The organism is Streptococcus sp. NPS 308, from assembly GCF_002355895.1.
Taxonomy (GTDB): Bacteria; Bacillota; Bacilli; order Lactobacillales; family Streptococcaceae; genus Streptococcus.
Genome location: NZ_AP017652.1, coordinates 1,303,151 through 1,322,454, shown reverse-complemented (window position 1 = coordinate 1,322,454; position 19,304 = coordinate 1,303,151). Strand labels below are relative to the sequence as shown.

General features: G+C 40.9%; 18 protein-coding genes. 14 read left to right on the top strand and 4 right to left on the bottom strand.

The annotated features are described in order from the left end of the window. Position 1: 1 nt before the first annotated feature. The 11 genes from SNAG_RS06910 (at position 2) to metK (ending at position 12,569) form a co-directional block, all read left to right on the top strand. Positions 2 to 958, top strand: coding sequence for a branched-chain amino acid ABC transporter permease (locus SNAG_RS06910; protein WP_096407831.1), 957 nt, complete (start codon positions 2 to 4; stop codon positions 956 to 958). Further along, positions 958 to 1,722 (top strand): ABC transporter ATP-binding protein, encoded by a 765-nt coding sequence (locus tag SNAG_RS06905; RefSeq protein WP_001186012.1) that lies wholly within the window; start codon positions 958 to 960, stop codon positions 1,720 to 1,722. The genes SNAG_RS06910 and SNAG_RS06905 overlap by 1 nt, the downstream gene beginning before the upstream one ends. After that, positions 1,722 to 2,432: an ABC transporter ATP-binding protein gene (locus SNAG_RS06900; protein WP_096407828.1), complete on the top strand. Its 711-nt coding sequence runs from the start codon at positions 1,722 to 1,724 to the stop codon at positions 2,430 to 2,432. The genes SNAG_RS06905 and SNAG_RS06900 overlap by 1 nt, the downstream gene beginning before the upstream one ends. A gap of 390 nt (positions 2,433 to 2,822) precedes the next feature. Further along, complete coding sequence (locus tag SNAG_RS06895; protein WP_000268651.1) at positions 2,823 to 3,479, top strand: CBS domain-containing protein; 657 nt, start codon at positions 2,823 to 2,825, stop codon at positions 3,477 to 3,479. Between the two features lie 110 nt (positions 3,480 to 3,589). After that, a protein-coding gene (prfB, locus tag SNAG_RS06885) for a peptide chain release factor 2 (protein ID WP_096407823.1) occupies positions 3,590 to 4,685 on the top strand; the annotation gives its coding sequence in 2 pieces (ribosomal slippage) (positions 3,590 to 3,661 and positions 3,663 to 4,685; 1,095 coding nt in all). Positions 4,686 to 4,702: 17 nt separating this feature from the next. Further along, on the top strand, positions 4,703 to 5,395 hold the full coding sequence (gene ftsE / locus SNAG_RS06880; RefSeq protein ID WP_000022274.1) for a cell division ATP-binding protein FtsE: 693 nt from the start codon (positions 4,703 to 4,705) through the stop codon (positions 5,393 to 5,395). Next, positions 5,388 to 6,314 (top strand): permease-like cell division protein FtsX, encoded by a 927-nt coding sequence (ftsX, locus tag SNAG_RS06875; protein ID WP_000625559.1) that lies wholly within the window; start codon positions 5,388 to 5,390, stop codon positions 6,312 to 6,314. The genes ftsE and ftsX overlap by 8 nt, the downstream gene beginning before the upstream one ends. Positions 6,315 to 6,534: 220 nt before the next feature. Further along, complete coding sequence (locus SNAG_RS06870) at positions 6,535 to 8,721, top strand: PTS transporter subunit IIBC (protein WP_096407820.1); 2,187 nt, start codon at positions 6,535 to 6,537, stop codon at positions 8,719 to 8,721. A gap of 51 nt (positions 8,722 to 8,772) precedes the next feature. Beyond that, positions 8,773 to 9,588, top strand: coding sequence for an endonuclease/exonuclease/phosphatase family protein (locus tag SNAG_RS06865; RefSeq protein ID WP_096407818.1), 816 nt, complete (start codon positions 8,773 to 8,775; stop codon positions 9,586 to 9,588). Positions 9,589 to 9,692: 104 nt separating this feature from the next. Continuing rightward, complete coding sequence (locus SNAG_RS06860; protein ID WP_096407815.1) at positions 9,693 to 11,036, top strand: DEAD/DEAH box helicase; 1,344 nt, start codon at positions 9,693 to 9,695, stop codon at positions 11,034 to 11,036. A 342-nt stretch (positions 11,037 to 11,378) separates the two neighbouring features. Next, positions 11,379 to 12,569: a methionine adenosyltransferase gene (gene metK, locus SNAG_RS06850; protein ID WP_096407813.1), complete on the top strand. Its 1,191-nt coding sequence runs from the start codon at positions 11,379 to 11,381 to the stop codon at positions 12,567 to 12,569. Between the two features lie 67 nt (positions 12,570 to 12,636). On the opposite strand, the gene SNAG_RS06845 is transcribed toward metK, so the two are convergent. The 4 genes from SNAG_RS06845 to SNAG_RS06830 form a co-directional block, all read right to left on the bottom strand. Beyond that, positions 12,637 to 12,936: a DUF1827 family protein gene (locus SNAG_RS06845; RefSeq protein WP_000767191.1), complete on the bottom strand. Its 300-nt coding sequence runs from the start codon at positions 12,934 to 12,936 to the stop codon at positions 12,637 to 12,639. A gap of 58 nt (positions 12,937 to 12,994) precedes the next feature. Continuing rightward, on the bottom strand, positions 12,995 to 13,447 hold the full coding sequence (locus SNAG_RS06840) for an NUDIX hydrolase (protein ID WP_096407810.1): 453 nt from the start codon (positions 13,445 to 13,447) through the stop codon (positions 12,995 to 12,997). 130 nt (positions 13,448 to 13,577) lie between these two features. Then, positions 13,578 to 15,839: an ATP-dependent Clp protease ATP-binding subunit gene (locus tag SNAG_RS06835; RefSeq protein WP_096407808.1), complete on the bottom strand. Its 2,262-nt coding sequence runs from the start codon at positions 15,837 to 15,839 to the stop codon at positions 13,578 to 13,580. Positions 15,840 to 16,074: 235 nt separating this feature from the next. Next, positions 16,075 to 16,305 carry a DUF1797 family protein gene (locus SNAG_RS06830; protein WP_000443579.1) on the bottom strand — a complete coding sequence of 77 codons (231 nt, stop codon included), beginning with the start codon at positions 16,303 to 16,305 and terminating at the stop codon, positions 16,075 to 16,077. 190 nt (positions 16,306 to 16,495) lie between these two features. Here SNAG_RS06830 and SNAG_RS06825 point away from each other — a divergent pair, with 190 nt between their 5' ends. The 3 genes from SNAG_RS06825 to SNAG_RS06815 all read left to right on the top strand — a co-directional run bounded on the left by SNAG_RS06825 (position 16,496) and on the right by SNAG_RS06815 (position 19,300). Beyond that, on the top strand, positions 16,496 to 17,179 hold the full coding sequence (locus tag SNAG_RS06825) for an amino acid ABC transporter permease (protein ID WP_096407805.1): 684 nt from the start codon (positions 16,496 to 16,498) through the stop codon (positions 17,177 to 17,179). Continuing rightward, positions 17,179 to 17,913, top strand: coding sequence for an amino acid ABC transporter ATP-binding protein (locus tag SNAG_RS06820; RefSeq protein ID WP_096407803.1), 735 nt, complete (start codon positions 17,179 to 17,181; stop codon positions 17,911 to 17,913). Before SNAG_RS06825 ends, SNAG_RS06820 begins: the two co-directional genes overlap by 1 nt. 529 nt (positions 17,914 to 18,442) lie before the next feature. Continuing rightward, the gene (locus tag SNAG_RS06815; protein ID WP_172842398.1) at positions 18,443 to 19,300 is read left to right on the top strand and encodes a bifunctional methylenetetrahydrofolate dehydrogenase/methenyltetrahydrofolate cyclohydrolase; all 858 of its coding nucleotides are present in this window, start codon (positions 18,443 to 18,445) and stop codon (positions 19,298 to 19,300) included. The last annotated feature ends 4 nt before the right edge of the window (positions 19,301 to 19,304 follow it).

The window sequence follows — 19,304 nt, the reverse complement described above, 5'->3', positions numbered from 1 at the left end:
AATGAAGACAAATCTTAAAGTAAATATTCTCTGGTTATTCCTTCTGTTAGCGGGTTATGGATTGATTAGCGTACTGGTTTCTGCTGGTGTTCTCAATCTATTCCATGTCCAAATTTTAGAACAAATTGGGATTAATATCATCCTTGCAGTAGGTTTGAACTTAATCGTTGGTTTTTCAGGACAATTCTCACTTGGTCATGCAGGTTTTATGGCAATTGGGGCTTATGCAGCAGCGATTGTTGGCTCAAAATCACCAACCTATGGAGCCTTCTTTGGTGCAATGCTCTTGGGCGCCTTGATTTCTGGTGCAGTTGCTTTGCTCGTTGGGATTCCAACACTCCGTTTGAAGGGTGACTACCTGGCTGTTGCGACACTAGGTGTTTCAGAAATCATTCGTATCTTTATCATTAATGGTGGAAGTTTGACCAACGGTGCCGCTGGTATCTTGGGTATTCCAAACTTTACCAACTGGCAAATGGTTTATCTATTTGTGGTGATCACAACTATTGCAACTCTCAACTTCTTACGTAGTCCAATTGGACGCTCTACTCTATCTGTTCGTGAGGATGAGATTGCTGCTGAGTCCGTTGGGGTAAACACTACAAAGATCAAGATTATCGCTTTTGTCTTTGGTGCCATTACAGCAAGTATTGCTGGTTCACTTCAGGCCGGTTTTATCGGTTCTGTTGTCCCAAAAGATTACACTTTTATTAATTCCATCAACGTGTTGATTATCGTTGTATTTGGTGGACTTGGATCTATTACTGGTACCATCGTTTCAGCGATTGTTTTAGGAATTTTAAATATGCTCCTTCAAGATGTAGCTAGCGTACGTATGATTATCTACGCTTTGGCCCTTGTATTGGTCATGATTTTCAGACCAGGCGGACTTCTTGGAACATGGGAATTGAGTCTATCACGTTTCTTTAAAAAATCTAAGAAGGAGGGACAAAACTAATGGCATTACTTGAAGTTAAACAGTTAACCAAACATTTTGGCGGTCTAACAGCTGTTGGAGATGTCACTCTTGAATTGAACGAGGGAGAATTGGTTGGTTTGATCGGACCAAACGGCGCTGGTAAAACAACCCTTTTCAATCTCTTGACTGGTGTTTATGAACCAAGTGAAGGTACTGTGACTCTAGATGGTCACCTCCTAAATGGGAAAACTCCCTATAAGATTGCTTCACTTGGACTCAGTCGTACTTTCCAAAATATTCGTTTGTTCAAGGACTTGACAGTTTTGGAAAATGTTTTGATTGCGTTTAGCAATCATCATAAACAACATGTCCTTGCGAGCTTTCTACGCCTACCAGCTTTTTATAAGAATGAAGAAGAATTAAAAAGCAAAGCTTTGGACTTGCTGAAGATCTTTGATTTGGATGGTGACGCAGATACTTTTGCGAAGAATCTGGCCTATGGTCAACAACGTCGATTAGAAATCGTTCGTGCTCTGGCAACAGAACCTAAAATCCTCTTTTTGGATGAACCTGCAGCTGGGATGAACCCACAAGAAACAGCTGAATTGACAGAATTGATCCGTCGTATCAAAGATGAATTTAAAATTACCATCATGCTCATCGAACACGACATGAATTTGGTTATGGAAGTCACTGAGCGTATCTATGTTCTTGAATATGGTCGGTTGATTGCTCATGGGACTCCGGATGAGATCAAGAACGACAAACGTGTTATCGAAGCTTATCTAGGAGGTGAAGCCTAATGTCTATGTTAAAAGTTGAAAACCTCTCTGTGCATTACGGTATGATCCAAGCGGTTCGTGATGTAAGTTTCAAGGTTAATGAAGGTGAAGTTGTTTCTTTGATTGGTGCTAATGGTGCGGGTAAAACAACTATTCTTCGTACCCTTTCAGGTCTGGTTCGTCCAAGTGCTGGAAAAATTCAGTTTTTAGGCAAAGAAATTCAAAAGTTGCCAGCGCAAAAAATCGTGGCTGCTGGCCTTTCACAAGTACCTGAGGGACGCCATGTTTTTCCAGGCCTGACTGTTATGGAAAACTTAGAAATGGGAGCCTTTTTAAAGAAAAATCGTGAAGAAAATCAAGCTAACTTGAAAAAAGTCTTTTCGCGTTTCCCTCGTCTTGAAGAGCGTAAAAACCAAGATGCGGCAACTCTATCTGGTGGTGAGCAACAGATGCTTGCTATGGGACGTGCCCTCATGTCTACACCTAAACTTCTCCTTTTGGACGAGCCGTCAATGGGACTGGCTCCGATCTTTATCCAAGAAATTTTTGATATTATTCAAGATATCCAGAAGCAGGGAACAACGGTTCTCCTAATTGAACAGAACGCTAACAAGGCCCTTGCTATCTCTGATCGAGGTTATGTACTTGAAACAGGTGAGATTGTCCTATCGGGAACAGGAAAAGAACTCGCAGCATCAGACGAAGTCAGAAAAGCATATCTAGGTGGCTAAAACAATCCAGTGGATTGTTTTAGTCGGCGGATGAGAATTGCAAAAGCAATTCCCCTAACGTCCGGGGGACCTTTTTAGTCGGAAGATAGAGATTGCGTAGCAATCATCAGAACCAGTGGATTGTTTTAGTCGGCGGATAAGAATTGCGTATGCAATTCTCCTTTAGTCTGGGAGACCAGTCTAGGTTGTGGATGGAGATTGCGTAGCAATTTCCTAAGTGATGAAATAAAACCGAATGAGGATTGTTAATCCCTCATTCACAGAGCTCGAAATCAGAGCTCTTTTTTGTAAGAGATTAGCTTTTTTAGAATTTTTAAAAGATCTGAAAGCGTTTGATTGATTGTCTAAGAAAGTGTATAATGAAAGTAGAAATAGAGAAGGAGAAGTCTCATGGCAGTTAAAGATTTTATGACACGCAAGGTAGTTTATATCAGTCCTGATACGACTGTAGCACACGCAGCAGATTTGATGCGCGAGCAAGGCTTGCACCGTTTACCTGTTATCGAAAATGATCAATTGGTTGGTCTTGTTACAGAAGGAACCATCGCAGAGGCAAGTCCGTCTAAAGCAACCAGTCTTTCTATCTACGAGATGAATTATCTTCTCAATAAGACTAAAGTTAAAGACGTCATGATTCGGGATGTTGTGACAGTTTCTGGATACGCAAGCCTAGAGGATGCGACCTACCTGATGTTGAAAAACAAGATTGGCATTTTACCGGTTGTTGATAACCAGCAGGTATATGGAGTGATTACGGACCGCGATGTCTTCCAAGCCTTTTTGGAAATCGCTGGTTATGGAGAAGAAGGGATTCGTGTTCGTTTTATTACGGAAAACGAGGTCGGAGTTTTAGGAAAAATCGTGACCTTGATTGTTGAGGAAAATTTGAATATTTCTCACACAGTTAATATCCCTCGTAAGGATGGTAAGGTTGTCATTGAGGTTCAAATTGATGGAATGATTGACCTAGATTCCTTAAAAGAAAAATTTGAAAGAGAAGGAATTCAAGTAGAGGAGATTGCTCGAACCTCTGCAAAAATCCTTTAAACCAGAGGCTTTAGAGCCTCTTTTTGTTGGGCAATAAAAGCATAAAAAAGCAAAATATGGAAAGAAATGAGAGATTATGGTATAATAAAACGATATGAAAAGGAGTATTTATGGACATTTCAGAAATTCGTCAAAAAATTGATGCAAATCGTGAAAAATTAGCTTCTTTCAGGGGGTCTCTTTGACCTCGAAGGATTAGAGGAAGAGATTGCCATCTTGGAGAACAAGATGACAGAACCTGATTTTTGGAACGATAATATTGCGGCCCAAAAAACGTCGCAAGAATTAAATGAATTAAAAAATACCTACAACACCTTCCATAAAATGGAGGAGTCGCAGGATGAAGTTGAAATTTTATTAGACTTTTTAGCAGAAGACGAGTCAGTCCATGATGAACTGGTAGAGCAACTAACTGAGTTGGATAAGATGATGACCAGCTATGAGATGACGCTTCTCTTGTCAGAACCTTATGACCATAATAATGCAATTTTGGAAATTCATCCAGGTTCAGGCGGGACTGAGGCTCAGGACTGGGGCGATATGTTACTTCGTATGTACACTCGTTATGGAAATGCAAAAGGCTTTAAAGTTGAAGTCTTGGATTACCAAGCTGGTGATGAAGCGGGCATCAAGTCTGTGACCTTGTCCTTTGAAGGTCCAAATGCCTACGGTCTTCTCAAGTCGGAAATGGGTGTTCACCGTTTGGTCCGTATTTCACCATTTGACTCTGCTAAACGTCGTCACACTTCGTTTACTTCTGTGGAAGTTATGCCTGAGTTAGATGATACCATCGAAGTAGAAATCCGTGACGACGATATCAAGATGGATACCTTCCGTTCAGGTGGTGCTGGTGGACAGAACGTCAATAAAGTTTCAACAGGTGTGCGTTTGACGCACATTCCTACGGGGACAGTCGTTCAATCGACAGTCGATCGTACCCAGTATGGAAATAGAGATCGTGCTATGAAGATGTTGCAGGCTAAGCTCTATCAAATGGAGCAAGAAAAGAAAGCAGCAGAAGTCGATTCCCTCAAAGGCGAGAAAAAAGAAATCACTTGGGGAAGTCAGATCCGTTCTTATGTCTTCACACCTTATACCATGGTGAAAGATCACCGTACGAGCTTTGAAGTTGCCCAAGTAGATAAGGTTATGGATGGAGATTTAGATGGTTTCATCGATGCCTATCTCAAATGGAGAATCAGCTAAGATAGAAAGGAACTCACATGTCAATCATTGAAATGCGAGATGTTGTCAAAAAGTATGACAACGGGACGACTGCCTTGCGTGGTGTGTCTGTCACTATTGAACCAGGAGAATTTGCCTATATCGTAGGACCTTCTGGAGCAGGGAAGTCCACCTTTATTCGAGCTTTATATCGAGAAGTAAAGATTGAAAAAGGTAGTTTAACAGTTGCAGGTTTTAATTTGGTTAAAATCAAGAAGAAAGATATTCCTCTTCTTCGTCGTAGTGTTGGAGTTGTCTTTCAAGACTACAAACTCTTGCCAAAGAAAACCGTTTATGAAAATATTGCCTATGCAATGGAAGTAATCGGTGAGAACCGCCGTACCATTAAAAAACGTGTGATGGAAGTTTTGGACCTAGTTGGTTTGAAACATAAGGTTCGTTCATTCCCTAATGAACTTTCAGGTGGAGAGCAACAACGGATTGCCATTGCTCGCGCGATTGTCAACAATCCGAAAGTCTTGATTGCCGATGAGCCGACAGGAAACTTGGACCCAGATAATTCTTGGGAAATTATGAATCTGTTGGAACGCATCAATCTCCAAGGTACTACAGTATTGATGGCTACCCATAATAGCCAGATTGTAAATACCTTGCGCCACCGTGTCATTGCCATTGAAAATGGCCGTGTCGTTCGTGACGAAGCAAAAGGAGAATATGGATACGATGATTAGTAGATTTTTTCGCCATTTATTTGAATCACTAAAAAGTTTAAAGCGAAATGGCTGGATGACAGTAGCAGCAGTGAGCTCGGTTATGATTACCTTGACGCTCGTTGCCCTGTTTGCATCCGTAATTTTTAACACAGCTAAACTGGCTACCGATATTGAAAACAACGTTCGTGTCATGGTTTACATTCGTAAGGATGTGGCAGATAACAGTGAAACGATTGAAAAAGAAGGTCAGACAGTTACCAACAATGACTATCACAAGGTCTATGATGCTTTGAAAGCTATGCCAGCTGTAAAAAGCGTTACCTTCTCAAGTAAAGAGGAGCAATACCAAAAATTGACTGAAACGATGGGGGATGACTGGAAGGTCTTTGAAGGGGATGCCAACCCACTCTATGATGCCTATATCGTAGATACCAAATCTCCAAGTGATGTAAAGAAAGTAGCTGAAGATGCTAAGAAAATCGAGGGAGTTTCAGAAGTTCAAGATGGTGGAGCCAACACTCAACGACTCTTTGAACTAGCTTCCTTCATCCGTGTGTGGGGATTGATTATTGCAGGACTCTTGATTTTCATCGCGGTCTTCTTGATTTCCAATACCATTCGTATCACCATTATTTCGCGTAGCCGTGAAATTCAGATTATGCGTCTGGTAGGAGCTAAGAATAGTTACATCCGTGGTCCATTCTTGTTGGAAGGTGCCTTCATTGGTTTATTTGGAGCAGCTATTCCTTCAGTCCTAGTATTCTTTATCTACAATATGGTTTACCAGTCTGTCAATAAATCCTTGGTTGGTCAAAACCTATCCATGATTACGCCAGATCTATTTATTCCTTTGATGACAGTTCTCTTGTTTGTCATCGGAATCTTCATTGGATCAATCGGATCAGGAATTTCAATGCGTCGATTCTTGAAAATTTAATTGGATATCAATGCAAATTGCATAGCTTAGTGGAAATATCCAGACAGTTTAAAAGAGAAGTTTTAAAGAACTTCTCTTTTTTGTATAAAAATTTAAGAAAAAGGAGAATTTTTTTCTATAAAAGCCTTTACAAAAAAATAAAAAGTGGTATAATTAGTATATAAGTTGGTGCAAACGTTTTCGTAAAACGTTTGCCTAAAATAAAATAAAGGAGATTTGAATGATGAAAGCTACATTCAAAAATGTCTTGTCTTTCGAGTTTTGGCAAAAATTCGGTAAGGCTTTGATGGTGGTTATCGCTGTTATGCCAGCGGCTGGATTGATGATTTCAATTGGTAAGTCGCTCGTGATGATTAACCCTAACTTTTCACCACTTGTAATTACTGGTGGTGTACTAGAGCAAATCGGTTGGGGAGTTATCGTTAACCTTCATATCTTGTTCGCCCTTGCTATCGGAGGAAGCTGGGCTAAAGAACGCGCTGGTGGTGCTTTTGCTGCTGGTCTTGCCTTTATCCTTATTAACCGTATCACAGGTACAATCTTTGGCGTATCTGGCGATATGCTAAAAGATCCAAATGCTATGGTTTCAACACTATTGGGTGGGTCAATCAAAGTTTCTGATTACTTTATCAGTGTTATGGAAGCTCCAGCACTTAACATGGGTGTTTTCGTAGGGATTATTTCTGGTTTTATAGGGGCAACTGCCTTTAACAAATACTATAACTTCCGTAAGCTTCCTGATGCACTTTCATTCTTTAACGGAAAACGTTTTGTACCGTTTGTAGTTATTGTTCGTTCAGTAATTGCTGCTATTGTTCTTTCAATTTTCTGGCCACTTGTTCAAACAGGTATCAATAGCTTTGGTATCTGGATTGCAAACTCTCAAGAAACTGCACCAATTTTAGCACCATTCTTGTATGGTACTTTGGAGCGTTTGCTCTTGCCATTTGGTCTTCACCACATGTTGACTATCCCAATGAACTACACAGCTCTTGGTGGTACTTATGAAGTCTTAACTGGTGCAGCAAAAGGTAGCCAAGTATTTGGTCAAGATCCACTTTGGCTTGCATGGGTAACAGACCTTGTAAACCTTAAAGGTACTGATGCTGGTCAATACCAACACTTGTTAGATACAGTACATCCAGCTCGTTTCAAAGTTGGACAAATGATCGGTTCATTTGGTATCTTGATGGGTGTCATCGTTGCTATCTACCGCAATGTTGATGCTGACAAGAAACACCAATACAAGGGTATGATGATTGCGACAGCCCTTGCAACATTCTTGACAGGGGTTACTGAACCAATCGAGTACATGTTCATGTTCATCGCGACACCGCTTTACCTTGTTTATTCAGTAGTTCAAGGTGCTGCCTTTGCTATGGCAGATATTGTTCACCTTCGTGTCCACTCATTCGGTTCAATTGAATTCTTGACTCGTACACCATTGGCAATTAATGCTGGTATTGGTATGGATATCGTTAACTTTATCTGGGTAACTGTTCTCTTTGCGGTTATCATGTACTTCATTGCCAACTTCATGATCAAGAAATTCAACTACGCAACCCCAGGACGTAACGGAAACTACGAAACAGCTGAAGGAGCATCAGAAGAAGCAGCTTCTGGAACTCCAAAAGTTGCAGCAGCTTCTCAAGCCGTAAATATCATTAACCTTCTTGGTGGTCGTGCAAATATCGTAGATGTTGATGCATGTATGACTCGTCTTCGTGTAACTGTTAAAGATGCAGATCGCGTTGGTACTGAGGAACAATGGAAAGCAGAAGGAGCTATGGGTCTTGTCATGAAAGGACAAGGTGTCCAAGCTATCTACGGACCAAAAGCTGACGTATTGAAATCTGATATCCAAGATATCCTTGACTCAGGTGAAATTATTCCTGAAACTCTTCCAAGTCAAATGACTGAAGCTCAACAAAACACTGTACACTACAAAGGTGTAACAGAGGAAGTTTATTCAGTAGCTGACGGTCAAGTTGTTGAATTGAGCGAAGTTAAAGATCCTGTTTTTGCTCAAAAAATGATGGGTGACGGTTTCGCAGTAGAACCAGCAAATGGAAATATCGTATCTCCAGTTTCTGGTACTGTATCAAGTGTCTTCCCAACTAAACATGCTCTTGGTCTTGTGACTGAAGCAGGTCTTGAAGTACTTGTTCACATCGGTTTGGACACAGTAAGTCTTGAAGGAAAACCATTTACAGTTCACGTAGCTGAAGGACAAAAGGTTGCTGCTGGTGATCTTCTTGTTACAGCTGACTTGGATGCTATCCGTGCAGCAGATCGTGAAACTTCAACAGTGGTTGTCTTCACAAATGCCGAAGCGATTAAATCTGTTAAATTAGAACAAACTGGTTCTCTTGCAGCGAAAACAGCAGTTGCAAAAGTAGAATTGTAATATACTTGAGGTTGGAAGCTGTTTTCCAACCTCTTGTTTTAGGAGAAAAGCATGAAATTTTTAACACTCAATACCCATAGTTGGATGGAGAAAGAAGCAGAAGAAAAATTCCAGCTCTTGCTCCAAGATATTCTTGATAAAGACTATGATTTGATTTGTTTCCAAGAAATCAATCAGGAAATCACTTCTCCTGAGGTGGAGGTTAATGCCCTCTATCAAGCTTTGCCAGCGGCAGAGCCAATTCACCAAGACCACTATGTTAGACTTTTGGTTGAAAAATTGGCTGAGAAAGGAAGAAGCTACTATTGGACCTGGGCCTATAACCATATCGGTTATGACCGCTACCATGAGGGTGTTGCTATCTTATCCAAGACACCTATTCAAGCGCGTGAGATTTTGGTTTCGGATGTAGATGATCCAACAGACTACCATACTCGCCGTGTCGCCTTGGTTGAGACAGAAGTTGAAGGTAAGGAACTCGCTCTTGCAAGCGTCCATCTTTCATGGTGGGATAAAGGTTTTCAGGAAGAATGGGCACGATTTGAGGCTGTACTGAAGGATTTAAAGAAACCTCTTTTACTAGCTGGAGATTTCAATAACCCAGCTGGTCAGGAAGGTTATCAAGCTATCCTAGCTAGTCCTCTAGAGTTACAAGATGCTTTTGAAGTTGCTAAGGAGAGAAGTGGCCGCCATACAGTACCACCAGAAATTGATGGCTGGAAAGGTAATTCTGAACCACTTCGAATCGACTACGTCTTTACAACGAAAGAGTTAGAAGTAGAAAGCTTGCATGTAATTTTTGATGGTCAGAATAGTCCGCAAGTCAGTGACCACTATGGTTTGAATGCCGTTTTACACTGGAAATAGAAAATGAAAGGGAGCAATCCCTTTCATTTTTTGCTAGTCGGACTTAACTACTGAAAATGTTCAAAATATGGTATAATGGTTAGATGAATAGAATCGAGGATAATATGTCATTTACGAAATTTCAGTTTAAAAATTATATAGAAAAGGCTTTGGAGGAGTTGAATTATACAACTCCTACAGAGGTTCAAGATAAGTTAATTCCTATAGTCTTGGCAGGTCGTGACTTGGTTGGTGAATCAAAAACAGGTTCTGGAAAGACTCATACTTTCTTGTTACCAATTTTCCAGCAATTAGATGAAACTAGCGATAGTGTGCAGGCGGTCATTACTGCTCCAAGTCGTGAGTTAGCTACTCAGATCTACCAAGCAGCACGTCAGATTGCGGCCCACTCGGATGTCGAAGTTCGTGTGGTTAATTATGTGGGGGGGACGGATAAGGCACGTCAGATTGATAAATTGGCAAGTAACCAGCCCCACATTGTCATCGGGACTCCAGGTCGTATCTATGACTTGGTAAAATCTGGTGATCTGGCTATTCATAAGGCTAAGACCTTTGTTGTCGATGAAGCCGATATGACCTTGGATATGGGATTCTTAGAGACAGTTGATAAGATAGCAGGAAGCCTTCCTAAAGACTTGCAATTCATGGTCTTTTCAGCAACCATTCCACAGAAGTTGCAGCCTTTCTTGAAAAAATATTTGTCAAATCCTGTTATGGAAAAAATCAAAACAAAAACAGTCATCTCCGATACCATTGATAACTGGTTGATTTCGACCAAGGGACGAGATAAAAATGCTCAGATTTATGAGTTGACGCAAGCCATGCAACCATATCTAGCCATGATTTTTGTTAATACCAAGACGCGTGCAGATGAATTGCATACATATCTAACAGCTCAAGGTTTGAAGGTGGCTAAGATTCATGGGGATATTGCTCCTCGTGAGCGCAAGCGGATCATGAATCAGGTGAAAAATCTTGATTTTGAGTACATTGTCGCAACGGACTTGGCAGCGCGTGGAATTGATATTGAAGGTGTTAGTCATGTCATCAATGACGCCATTCCTCAAGACTTGTCCTTCTTTGTTCACCGTGTGGGACGTACTGGACGTAATGGTCTACCTGGTATAGCTATTACGCTTTACCAGCCAAGCGATGACTCGGATATCCGTGAGTTGGAGAAATTAGGAATCAAGTTTATTCCTAAGATGATTAAAGACGGAGAGTTCCAAGATACCTATGACCGTGATCGTCGTGCCAACCGTGAAAAGAAGCAGGATAAGCTTGATATTGAAATGATTGGCTTAGTCAAAAAGAAAAAGAAAAAAGTCAAACCAGGCTATAAGAAGAAGATTCAATGGGCGGTAGATGAAAAACGTCGCAAAACCAAGCGTGCTGAAAATCGTGCGCGTGGCCGTGCCGAGCGTAAAGCTAAACGCCAAACATTTTAAGTATAAAATTGGAGCTGCATAGCTCCTTTTTTAACTTCATTTTATGAATTTTTAAAAATACTGCAAAAAAAAATAAAAAGTGGTATAATGATAAGGTTATATAGTCCCGATAAGATGGTAGAAATTTCTATCAGTACTTTGTAACTCGCAAAGAATGACGGCTCCAAAGTAGCTCGTCCTTCTACGGTTGCCGCTATAACGCGGTCACCCTATGCGCCTTACTAGCTTCAGAAATAAAAAAACATCGTTTTTATTTCTTTCGCGTCGTAACTCTTAGACTATAGAAATTTCTATCAGTACTTTGTAACTCTATAACAATATTTTTTAAGGGGGGACATTTTTATGTCAGAACGTAAATTATTCACGTCTGAATCTGTATCTGAGGGGCATCCAGATAAGATTGCAGACCAAATTTCAGATGCGATTTTGGATGCTATTTTAGCAGAGGATCCAGAGGCGCATGTTGCTGCTGAGACAGCTGTTTATACTGGTTCTGTCCATGTTTTTGGTGAAATTTCGACAAATGCCTATGTGGATATTAACCGTGTGGTTCGTGATACCATTGCAGAGATTGGTTATACCAATACAGAGTATGGTTTTTCTGCGGAGACGGTGGGAGTTCATCCGTCACTTGTTGAGCAGTCACCAGATATCGCCCAAGGTGTTAACGAAGCCTTGGAGGTTCGTGGGAATGTAGATCAAGATCCGCTGGACTTGATTGGTGCTGGAGACCAAGGTCTTATGTTTGGGTTTGCAGTGGATGAGACAGAAGAACTCATGCCTTTACCAATCTCACTTAGTCACAAGTTGGTTCGTCGTTTGGCAGAACTTCGTAAGTCTGGTGAAATCAGCTATCTTCGTCCTGATGCCAAATCACAAGTAACAGTTGAGTATGATGAAAATGACCGTCCGGTACGTGTGGACACAGTCGTTATTTCAACTCAGCACGACCCAGAAGTCAGCAACGAACAAATTCACGATGATGTGATTAGCAAGGTTATCAAGGAAGTTATTCCAGCTTCTTACTTGGATGAGCAAACCAAATTCTTCATCAATCCAACTGGTCGCTTTGTAATCGGTGGACCTCAAGGGGACTCAGGTTTGACTGGTCGTAAGATTATCGTGGATACCTATGGTGGCTACTCTCGCCATGGTGGTGGTGCCTTCTCTGGTAAGGATGCGACTAAAGTGGACCGTTCAGCCTCTTATGCAGCTCGCTACATTGCCAAGAACATCGTTGCAGCAGGCCTTGCTAAGAAGGCAGAAGTGCAATTGGCCTACGCTATTGGGGTGGCACAGCCTGTTTCTGTTCGTATCGATACTTTTGGTACAGGAACAGTAGCTGAAAGCAAGCTTGAAAAAGCAGCGCGTCAAATCTTTGACCTTCGCCCTGCAGGAATTATTCAAATGCTGGATCTCAAACGCCCAATTTACCGTCAAACAGCGGCTTATGGACACATGGGACGTACAGATATTGACCTTCCTTGGGAACGTTTGGACAAGGTAGACGCTTTGAAAGAAGCTGTGAAATAAAAATAAAAGATTGGTAGAAACTACCAATCTTTTTTTGCAAAAGAAAACCAGCTTTTGGCTGGCTTTCTTATTTTGTAGGAATAGAAATTTCAATCAATTTATCTGAATAAAGGGTCTTAATATTGGCTTCATCGATATTATCTTTATCGATTTTGCGTTTCATGAAGAAATCTTGGATGGTTTCGATTTCTGGTTCACGAATAGCGCGGTGTTTGTTGGAAATGAGGATTTCATAGTGAAGCGGAGCTTGAGTGAAAATCACATCTGTGTTTCCAGCTGAATAAACTTCAACAAGCGTTGCGTCAGTGCTTTCTAATTGGCTTTTAACAAGTTGCGAGTGTGAATTAGTCGTGTTGATAAGCTTCATAATAGTTCCTCCGATTTTCTAACTCTATTATAGCACTTTTTGGATAAAATCGTGTATTTTAGTCAATTCCATGCCTGATTTTCCAAGCTTCAATTCCCCATTTGTGGCTACCACGTTTGAGTTTTTCTATTGCCTGGTCAATAGGAAACCAAGTAATATGATTAAAGTCTTCTAAAGGTTTTTGTACTTTTTGGAAAGAAATAGCTTCGTAGAGATAAGCTGGATTGTAGTAGTAGGTATCACGGTGACGAGAGTAGAAATACTCATCAGCTTGTCCGAAATAGCTTCCAATTTCAGCTGTAAAGCCAAGTTCTTCGATGAGTTCTCTCTTCAGTGCTTCTTGATGGTCTTCTCCCGCTTCAATCTCTCCACCTGGCAAGAACCAAGCACCATTGGGAGCTTGAACTAAAACGATTTGTTTTTTTTCAGGATCAGGGATAACTGCGTAAACACCATAGCGGTGCTGGTAGGTCACATTTTCTTCTTTTTCACCAAAAGTTGGGTTGGCCATTGAACTTTCCTCATTCTCTAGTATCTTTATTATTATCATAATGGACGAGGGGCAAGCTGTCAAGGTTTTGCATTTATTTTAGTAAAAAAGGTGCAGAAAATGATAGACTTTCTGCACTTGTTATATAGATTTATTCTTCTATTTCAGAAGCAATCTCTTCTGTTTTTTCAGTTTTTTTGGCAGATTTGATTTGAATATTGCCATTGCTTGTCATGACTGCCTTGAGGACTTTCTCACTTGGATTTTCAAGGTAGAAGTCAGTGATGGCATCCTCGATATAGTCTTGAATGGTACGGCGGAGTGGCCGTGCTCCCATTTTTGGATCATAACCTAGGTCAACCAACTTTTCCTTGACCTTGTCTGTCACATCGAGGTGGATATTGTTGCTAGAGAGGCGTTTGTTGACATCCGCTAGCATGAGTTCGACGATTTGGAGAAGGTTGTCCTTGCTGAGAGGTTTAAATTCGATGATACCGTCAAAACGGTTCATAAACTCAGGACTAAAGAAGTTACCGAGTTCACCGAGGACAGAGTTGGTACGTCCTTCACGAGCGGCTCCAAAACCAACGCTGGCTTCAGCCTTACCAGTACCCGCATTTGAGGTCATGATAATGATAGCATCCTTAAAGCTAACTGTTCGTCCTTGCCCATCTGTCAAACGACCATCGTCCAAGACTTGAAGGAACATGTGCATCACATCTGGATGGGCTTTCTCGACCTCATCGAGAAGGATAAGTGAGTAAGGATTGCGACGAACTTTTTCCGTTAACTGACCAGCTTCATCATAGCCGACATAACCTGGAGGGGCTCCGACTAATTTAGCCACACTGTGTTTTTCCATGTATTCACTCATATCAAAGCGAATCATGCTGTCAGCAGAGCCAAAGAGCTCAATGGCTAGTTGTTTGGAAAGTTCTGTCTTACCAACACCAGTTGGTCCGACAAAGAGGAAGCTTCCGATTGGGCGGTTAGGAGTTCCAAGTCCAACACGATTACGACGAATGGCTTTGGCAATCTTATCGACAGCCTCGTCTTGTCCGATAACATGGGCCTTGAGGTCGTCTGCTAGATGGATAAGCTGAGACTGTTCTTTTTCTTTGAGTTCTCCGACAGGAATATTGGTTTTCTGCTCGATGATATGCTCAATGGTTTTCTCGCTAATGATAGGAGTATCCTGATCGGTCACCTTGTTTTTCTGCATTTCCTTGTACTTGGCAATCTGATCGCGGAAATAGGCAGCTTTTTCAAAGTCTTCCTCTCGTGTAGCCTGAGCCTTGAGATTCTCAGCTTCAATTAAACGCTGGTCAATCACTTTAGGATCAACAAAGTTCAGTGTCAGATTCATCTTAGAACCAGCTTCATCTAACAGGTCAATAGCCTTGTCTGGCAAGAATCGATCTTGAATATAGCGATTGGAAAGATTTGCAGCTGCTTCGATAGCAGCATCAGTATACTTGACGTGATGGTAGTCTTCGTATTTCTTTTGAACCCCTTTGAGGATGATAATGGTTTCTTCGACAGTTGGTTCATCTACCTTGACAGGCTGCATACGGCGCTCGAGAGCAGCATCTTTTTCAATGATGCGGTATTCATTGAGAGTAGTAGCTCCAACCAATTGCAATTCACCACGGGCAAGGGCTGGTTTGAGGATATTTCCTGCATCCATATTGCCATCGCCTGCTGACCCTGCACCAACAATTTCATGGATTTCGTCGATAAAGAGGATGATGTCCTCACGTTTGCGGATTTCTTCCATGAGCTTTTGCATGCGTTCTTCAAATTGGCCTCGAATCCCTGTTCCTTGAACTAGACTGACCACATCCAGACGGATGACCTGCTTACCTTGGAGTTTATGGGGAACATCACCATCAACAATCTTCTGAGCTAGACCTTCGACAACGGCTGTTTTACCGACACCTGGTTCTCCGATAAGGACAGGATTGTTCTTGGTTCGACGGTTGAGGATTTCGATAACGCGGATAATCTCCTCATCTCGACCAATAACAGGGTCAATATCTCCCCGACGAGCAATCTCAGTAACATTGATTCCATACTCTTCTAGAAGACCTTTCTCTTGACTTGGAGGCGGTGTTTGAATGGGTCCGCGATTTTGAGGTCCGTAGCCACCATTACCCCCATATCCTCCACCTGATTGAGTTGGAGGGACATTATTAGAAGAAGGTCTGAAATTGTTCAAATCATTGAAAAAGTCTCCAAAAGGATCAAAGTCACGATTGTTTAGGTCAGTCATCCCTTTAAAGAGGGTATTGTTTGGGTCCGTTTTGATAATTTTATAGCAATTTTGACAGAGATCAATTTGTTTTTGCTGTCCATTGAGATTGGTATAAAGATGAATTGTTGAGTCGTTAATTTTACAGTTTTGACAGAGCATACATCTACCTCATTTCATTCTTACCCTTGGCCTGATAAAAGGTCAAAAATAGTCAAAGTTTTTATATTCTCATTATAGCATGATTAAGGTGTAAAGCAAGTAAAAAGATTGGGCTAGGAAGATTTGGAGAGAAAGTTCCTAAGAAAATCTCTGTTACTGATGGTAAGAAAAAATCCTATTTGCAGGGACAAAAAGGATTCTCGTTCATCAGTCAGGTTTCCCCACTGTTATTCTATTAGTAAAGGAGTTCGTAAATCTCCATTGCAATCAAGTCAATGCTATCAAAGGTATAGGTTTCACGTGCTTCAACATCGCGAAGGGTGAAGAGTGATCCATTTTCTTCGTCATAGCTGTAAGCAACCTCTGCAACAACAACTCCTTCACGTTCAAAATTACGTTTAAGATTTCCGCCATCTTTTGTCATAGCTTCTAGGCGGTTGATGATTCTAACCAAATGTGATTCCATTATGATTCTCCTCCATTTCTTATCGTTACTATTTTACCATAAACCACGGGGACTTGACTAGAAAAAACTAAGATTTCTCGCTATTTCTCTTTTGCATAAAATTATTGGTGAAAATCAGTGAAAAAATATTGAATTTTAATTCAGAACATGTTATAATCATACAATCTGATATTTAGAAAGCTGAGTTTATATGAATTTTTCCTTTTTACCAAAGTATTTACCTTATTTTAATTATGGTGCTCTTATCACGGTAGTGATTTCAATTCTGGTAGTCTTTTTCGGTACCATTCTTGGTGTCTTATTGGCCTTTGCTCAACGTTCACGTTTTAGACCTCTTGTCTGGTTTGCAAATGTTTATGTATGGATTTTCCGAGGGACACCGATGATGGTGCAAATTATGATTGCTTTTGCCCTCATGCATATCGATGCGCCTACTATTCAAGTAGGGATTTTAGGTGTGGACCTTTCCCGTTTAATTCCAGGTATTCTGATTATTTCTATGAATAGTGGAGCTTATGTGTCTGAAACTGTTCGTGCGGGGATCAATGCGGTTCCTAAAGGTCAGTTAGAGGCTGCTTACTCTCTTGGTATTCGTCCGAAAAATGCCATGCGTTATGTCATTTTGCCACAAGCTATCAAGAATATTCTTCCAGCTCTGGGAAATGAATTTATCACCATTATCAAGGATAGTTCCCTCTTGTCTGCGATTGGAGTTATGGAGTTGTGGAATGGTGCAACGACAGTAGCAACAACAACGTATTTACCGTTGACTCCACTTTTATTTGCAGCCTTTTACTATTTGATTATGACCTCTGTTTTGACAGTGGCGTTGAAAGCATTTGAAAAACATATTGGACAAGGAGACAAGAAATAATGACAGAAACCTTGATTAAAATTGAAGAACTACATAAGTCTTTTGGGGAAAATGAAGTTTTAAAAGGCATCAACCTTGAGATTAAACGAGGAGAAGTTGTGGTCATTATTGGTCCGTCAGGGAGCGGGAAATCAACTCTCCTTCGTTCGATGAATCTCCTTGAAGAAGCAAGTAAAGGTAAGGTTATCTTTGAAGGAGTCGATATCACAGATAAGAAAAATGACCTTTTTGCCATGCGTGAAAAGATGGGTATGGTATTCCAACAATTCAACCTCTTTCCCAATATGACAGTGATGGAAAATATCACTTTGTCACCAATTAAAACCAAAGGTGAAAGCAAGGAAGTTGCGGAGAAAAGAGCACAGGAACTGTTAGAAAAAGTTGGCTTGCCAGATAAGGCAAAGGCCTATCCTCAGAGTTTGTCAGGTGGTCAGCAACAACGGATTGCCATTGCACGTGGACTTGCTATGGAACCAGATGTTTTGCTCTTTGATGAGCCGACTTCAGCCCTAGACCCTGAGATGGTTGGAGAAGTTCTAGCTGTTATGCAAGACCTTGCCAAGTCAGGGATGACCATGGTGATTGTGACTCATGAAATGGGCTTTGCGCGTGAGGTAGCAGACCGTGTCATCTTTATGGCTGATGGTGTTGTTGTCGAAGATGGAACGCCAGAGCAAGTCTTTGAACAAACCCAAGAACAAAGAACCAAAGATTTCTTGAGTAAGGTTTTGTAAGAGTTGTAAATTTATATCCATTTCGACTTTTTCTTAGGTAGATAGTTCGATAAGTTATATCAAAACTTCTTTACTCAGTTTAGATTAAAGTTATAAATAAAAAGTAGGAATCAGAAAACACTGATTCCTACTTTATTTTAGTTAAAACATGAAGCTAATGCTTGTAAGTATACCTAATACTGCGAAAATAATTTTCCAAACTTGGTGGTTCTTTTTGAAAAGCTTATCAGAGTATAGTGCTAGTATAAGAAATATAAAAAATAGTATATATTTATGAAAGATTGACATCTCTATCCTCCTTTTTTGTAAGACTTCCTTTACTTATATTGTACATTATTTTTGATGCAGAATCAAAAAATAATATCATTATTCTGTGGAGTTCCTTTATCCTCCAGTAAGAGAATGACTAGTCCTGCAACTGAGCTTTTTCTTATAGTTTCAGACTATAAGGTCCATTAGGCAAGAAGTGTTAGGATGGCGAGTTATTTTTTGATATAATAGAGGATATTTGATAGAAAAGAGAAGAGATATGGCTCAGATTATCGATGGGAAGGCTCTTGCAGCTAAGTTACAAGGACAGTTGACTGAAAAGACGGCCAAACTAAAAGAAGAAACAGGTTTAGTTCCAGGTTTGGTGGTGATTTTGGTTGGAGATAATCCAGCCAGCCAAGTCTACGTTCGCAATAAGGAACGGTCGGCTCTTGCTGCAGGATTCCATAGTGAAGTAGTGCGAGTTCCTGAAACCATTACCCAAGAAGAATTGTTAGATTTGATTGCCAAATACAATCAAGATCCAGCTTGGCATGGGGTTTTGGTCCAGTTGCCTTTACCTAAACATATTGACGAAGAGGCAGTTTTGTTGGCTATTGACCCCGAAAAAGACGTGGATGGTTTCCATCCGCTAAACATGGGTCGCCTCTGGTCTGGTCATCCAGTTATGATTCCTTCGACACCTGCAGGAATTATGGAAATGTTTCATGAATATGGGATTGATCTAGAAGGTAAAAATGCAGTTGTCATCGGTCGTTCCAATATCGTTGGAAAACCGATGGCTCAGCTTCTTTTAGCAAAGAATGCGACTGTGACTTTGACTCACTCACGCACCCATCATCTTGCCAAGGTGGCTGCTAAGGCGGATATTCTTGTCGTTGCAATCGGTCGTGCTAAGTTTGTGACTGCTGACTTTGTCAAACCGGGAGCGGTTGTCATTGACGTTGGGATGAACCGAGATGAAAATGGCAAACTTTGTGGAGATGTTGATTATGATGCGGTTGCACCACTTGCTAGTCACATCACACCTGTACCTGGTGGAGTTGGACCTATGACTATTACCATGCTAATGGAGCAAACCTATCAGGCAGCGCTTCGAACACTAAACAAGGACTAGGAAG

Bases quoted from the DNA above. Each gene is read 5' to 3' on its own strand.
- SNAG_RS06825 (WP_096407805.1), top strand. From the start codon at position 16,496: ATGAATTTTTCCTTTTTACCAAAGTATTTACCTTATTTTAATTATGGT.
- SNAG_RS06815 (WP_172842398.1), top strand. From the start codon at position 18,443: ATGGCTCAGATTATCGATGGGAAGGCTCTTGCAGCTAAGTTACAAGGA.
- metK (WP_096407813.1), top strand. From the start codon at position 11,379: ATGTCAGAACGTAAATTATTCACGTCTGAATCTGTATCTGAGGGGCAT.
- SNAG_RS06900 (WP_096407828.1), top strand. From the start codon at position 1,722: ATGTCTATGTTAAAAGTTGAAAACCTCTCTGTGCATTACGGTATGATC.
- SNAG_RS06835 (WP_096407808.1), bottom strand. From the start codon at position 15,839: ATGCTCTGTCAAAACTGTAAAATTAACGACTCAACAATTCATCTTTAT.
- SNAG_RS06860 (WP_096407815.1), top strand. From the start codon at position 9,693: ATGTCATTTACGAAATTTCAGTTTAAAAATTATATAGAAAAGGCTTTG.
- SNAG_RS06830 (WP_000443579.1), bottom strand. From the start codon at position 16,305: ATGGAATCACATTTGGTTAGAATCATCAACCGCCTAGAAGCTATGACA.
- SNAG_RS06870 (WP_096407820.1), top strand. From the start codon at position 6,535: ATGATGAAAGCTACATTCAAAAATGTCTTGTCTTTCGAGTTTTGGCAA.
- SNAG_RS06865 (WP_096407818.1), top strand. From the start codon at position 8,773: ATGAAATTTTTAACACTCAATACCCATAGTTGGATGGAGAAAGAAGCA.
- SNAG_RS06905 (WP_001186012.1), top strand. From the start codon at position 958: ATGGCATTACTTGAAGTTAAACAGTTAACCAAACATTTTGGCGGTCTA.
- SNAG_RS06910 (WP_096407831.1), top strand. From the start codon at position 2: ATGAAGACAAATCTTAAAGTAAATATTCTCTGGTTATTCCTTCTGTTA.
- SNAG_RS06820 (WP_096407803.1), top strand. From the start codon at position 17,179: ATGACAGAAACCTTGATTAAAATTGAAGAACTACATAAGTCTTTTGGG.
- SNAG_RS06895 (WP_000268651.1), top strand. From the start codon at position 2,823: ATGGCAGTTAAAGATTTTATGACACGCAAGGTAGTTTATATCAGTCCT.
- SNAG_RS06845 (WP_000767191.1), bottom strand. From the start codon at position 12,936: ATGAAGCTTATCAACACGACTAATTCACACTCGCAACTTGTTAAAAGC.
- SNAG_RS06840 (WP_096407810.1), bottom strand. From the start codon at position 13,447: ATGGCCAACCCAACTTTTGGTGAAAAAGAAGAAAATGTGACCTACCAG.
- ftsE (WP_000022274.1), top strand. From the start codon at position 4,703: ATGTCAATCATTGAAATGCGAGATGTTGTCAAAAAGTATGACAACGGG.
- ftsX (WP_000625559.1), top strand. From the start codon at position 5,388: ATGATTAGTAGATTTTTTCGCCATTTATTTGAATCACTAAAAAGTTTA.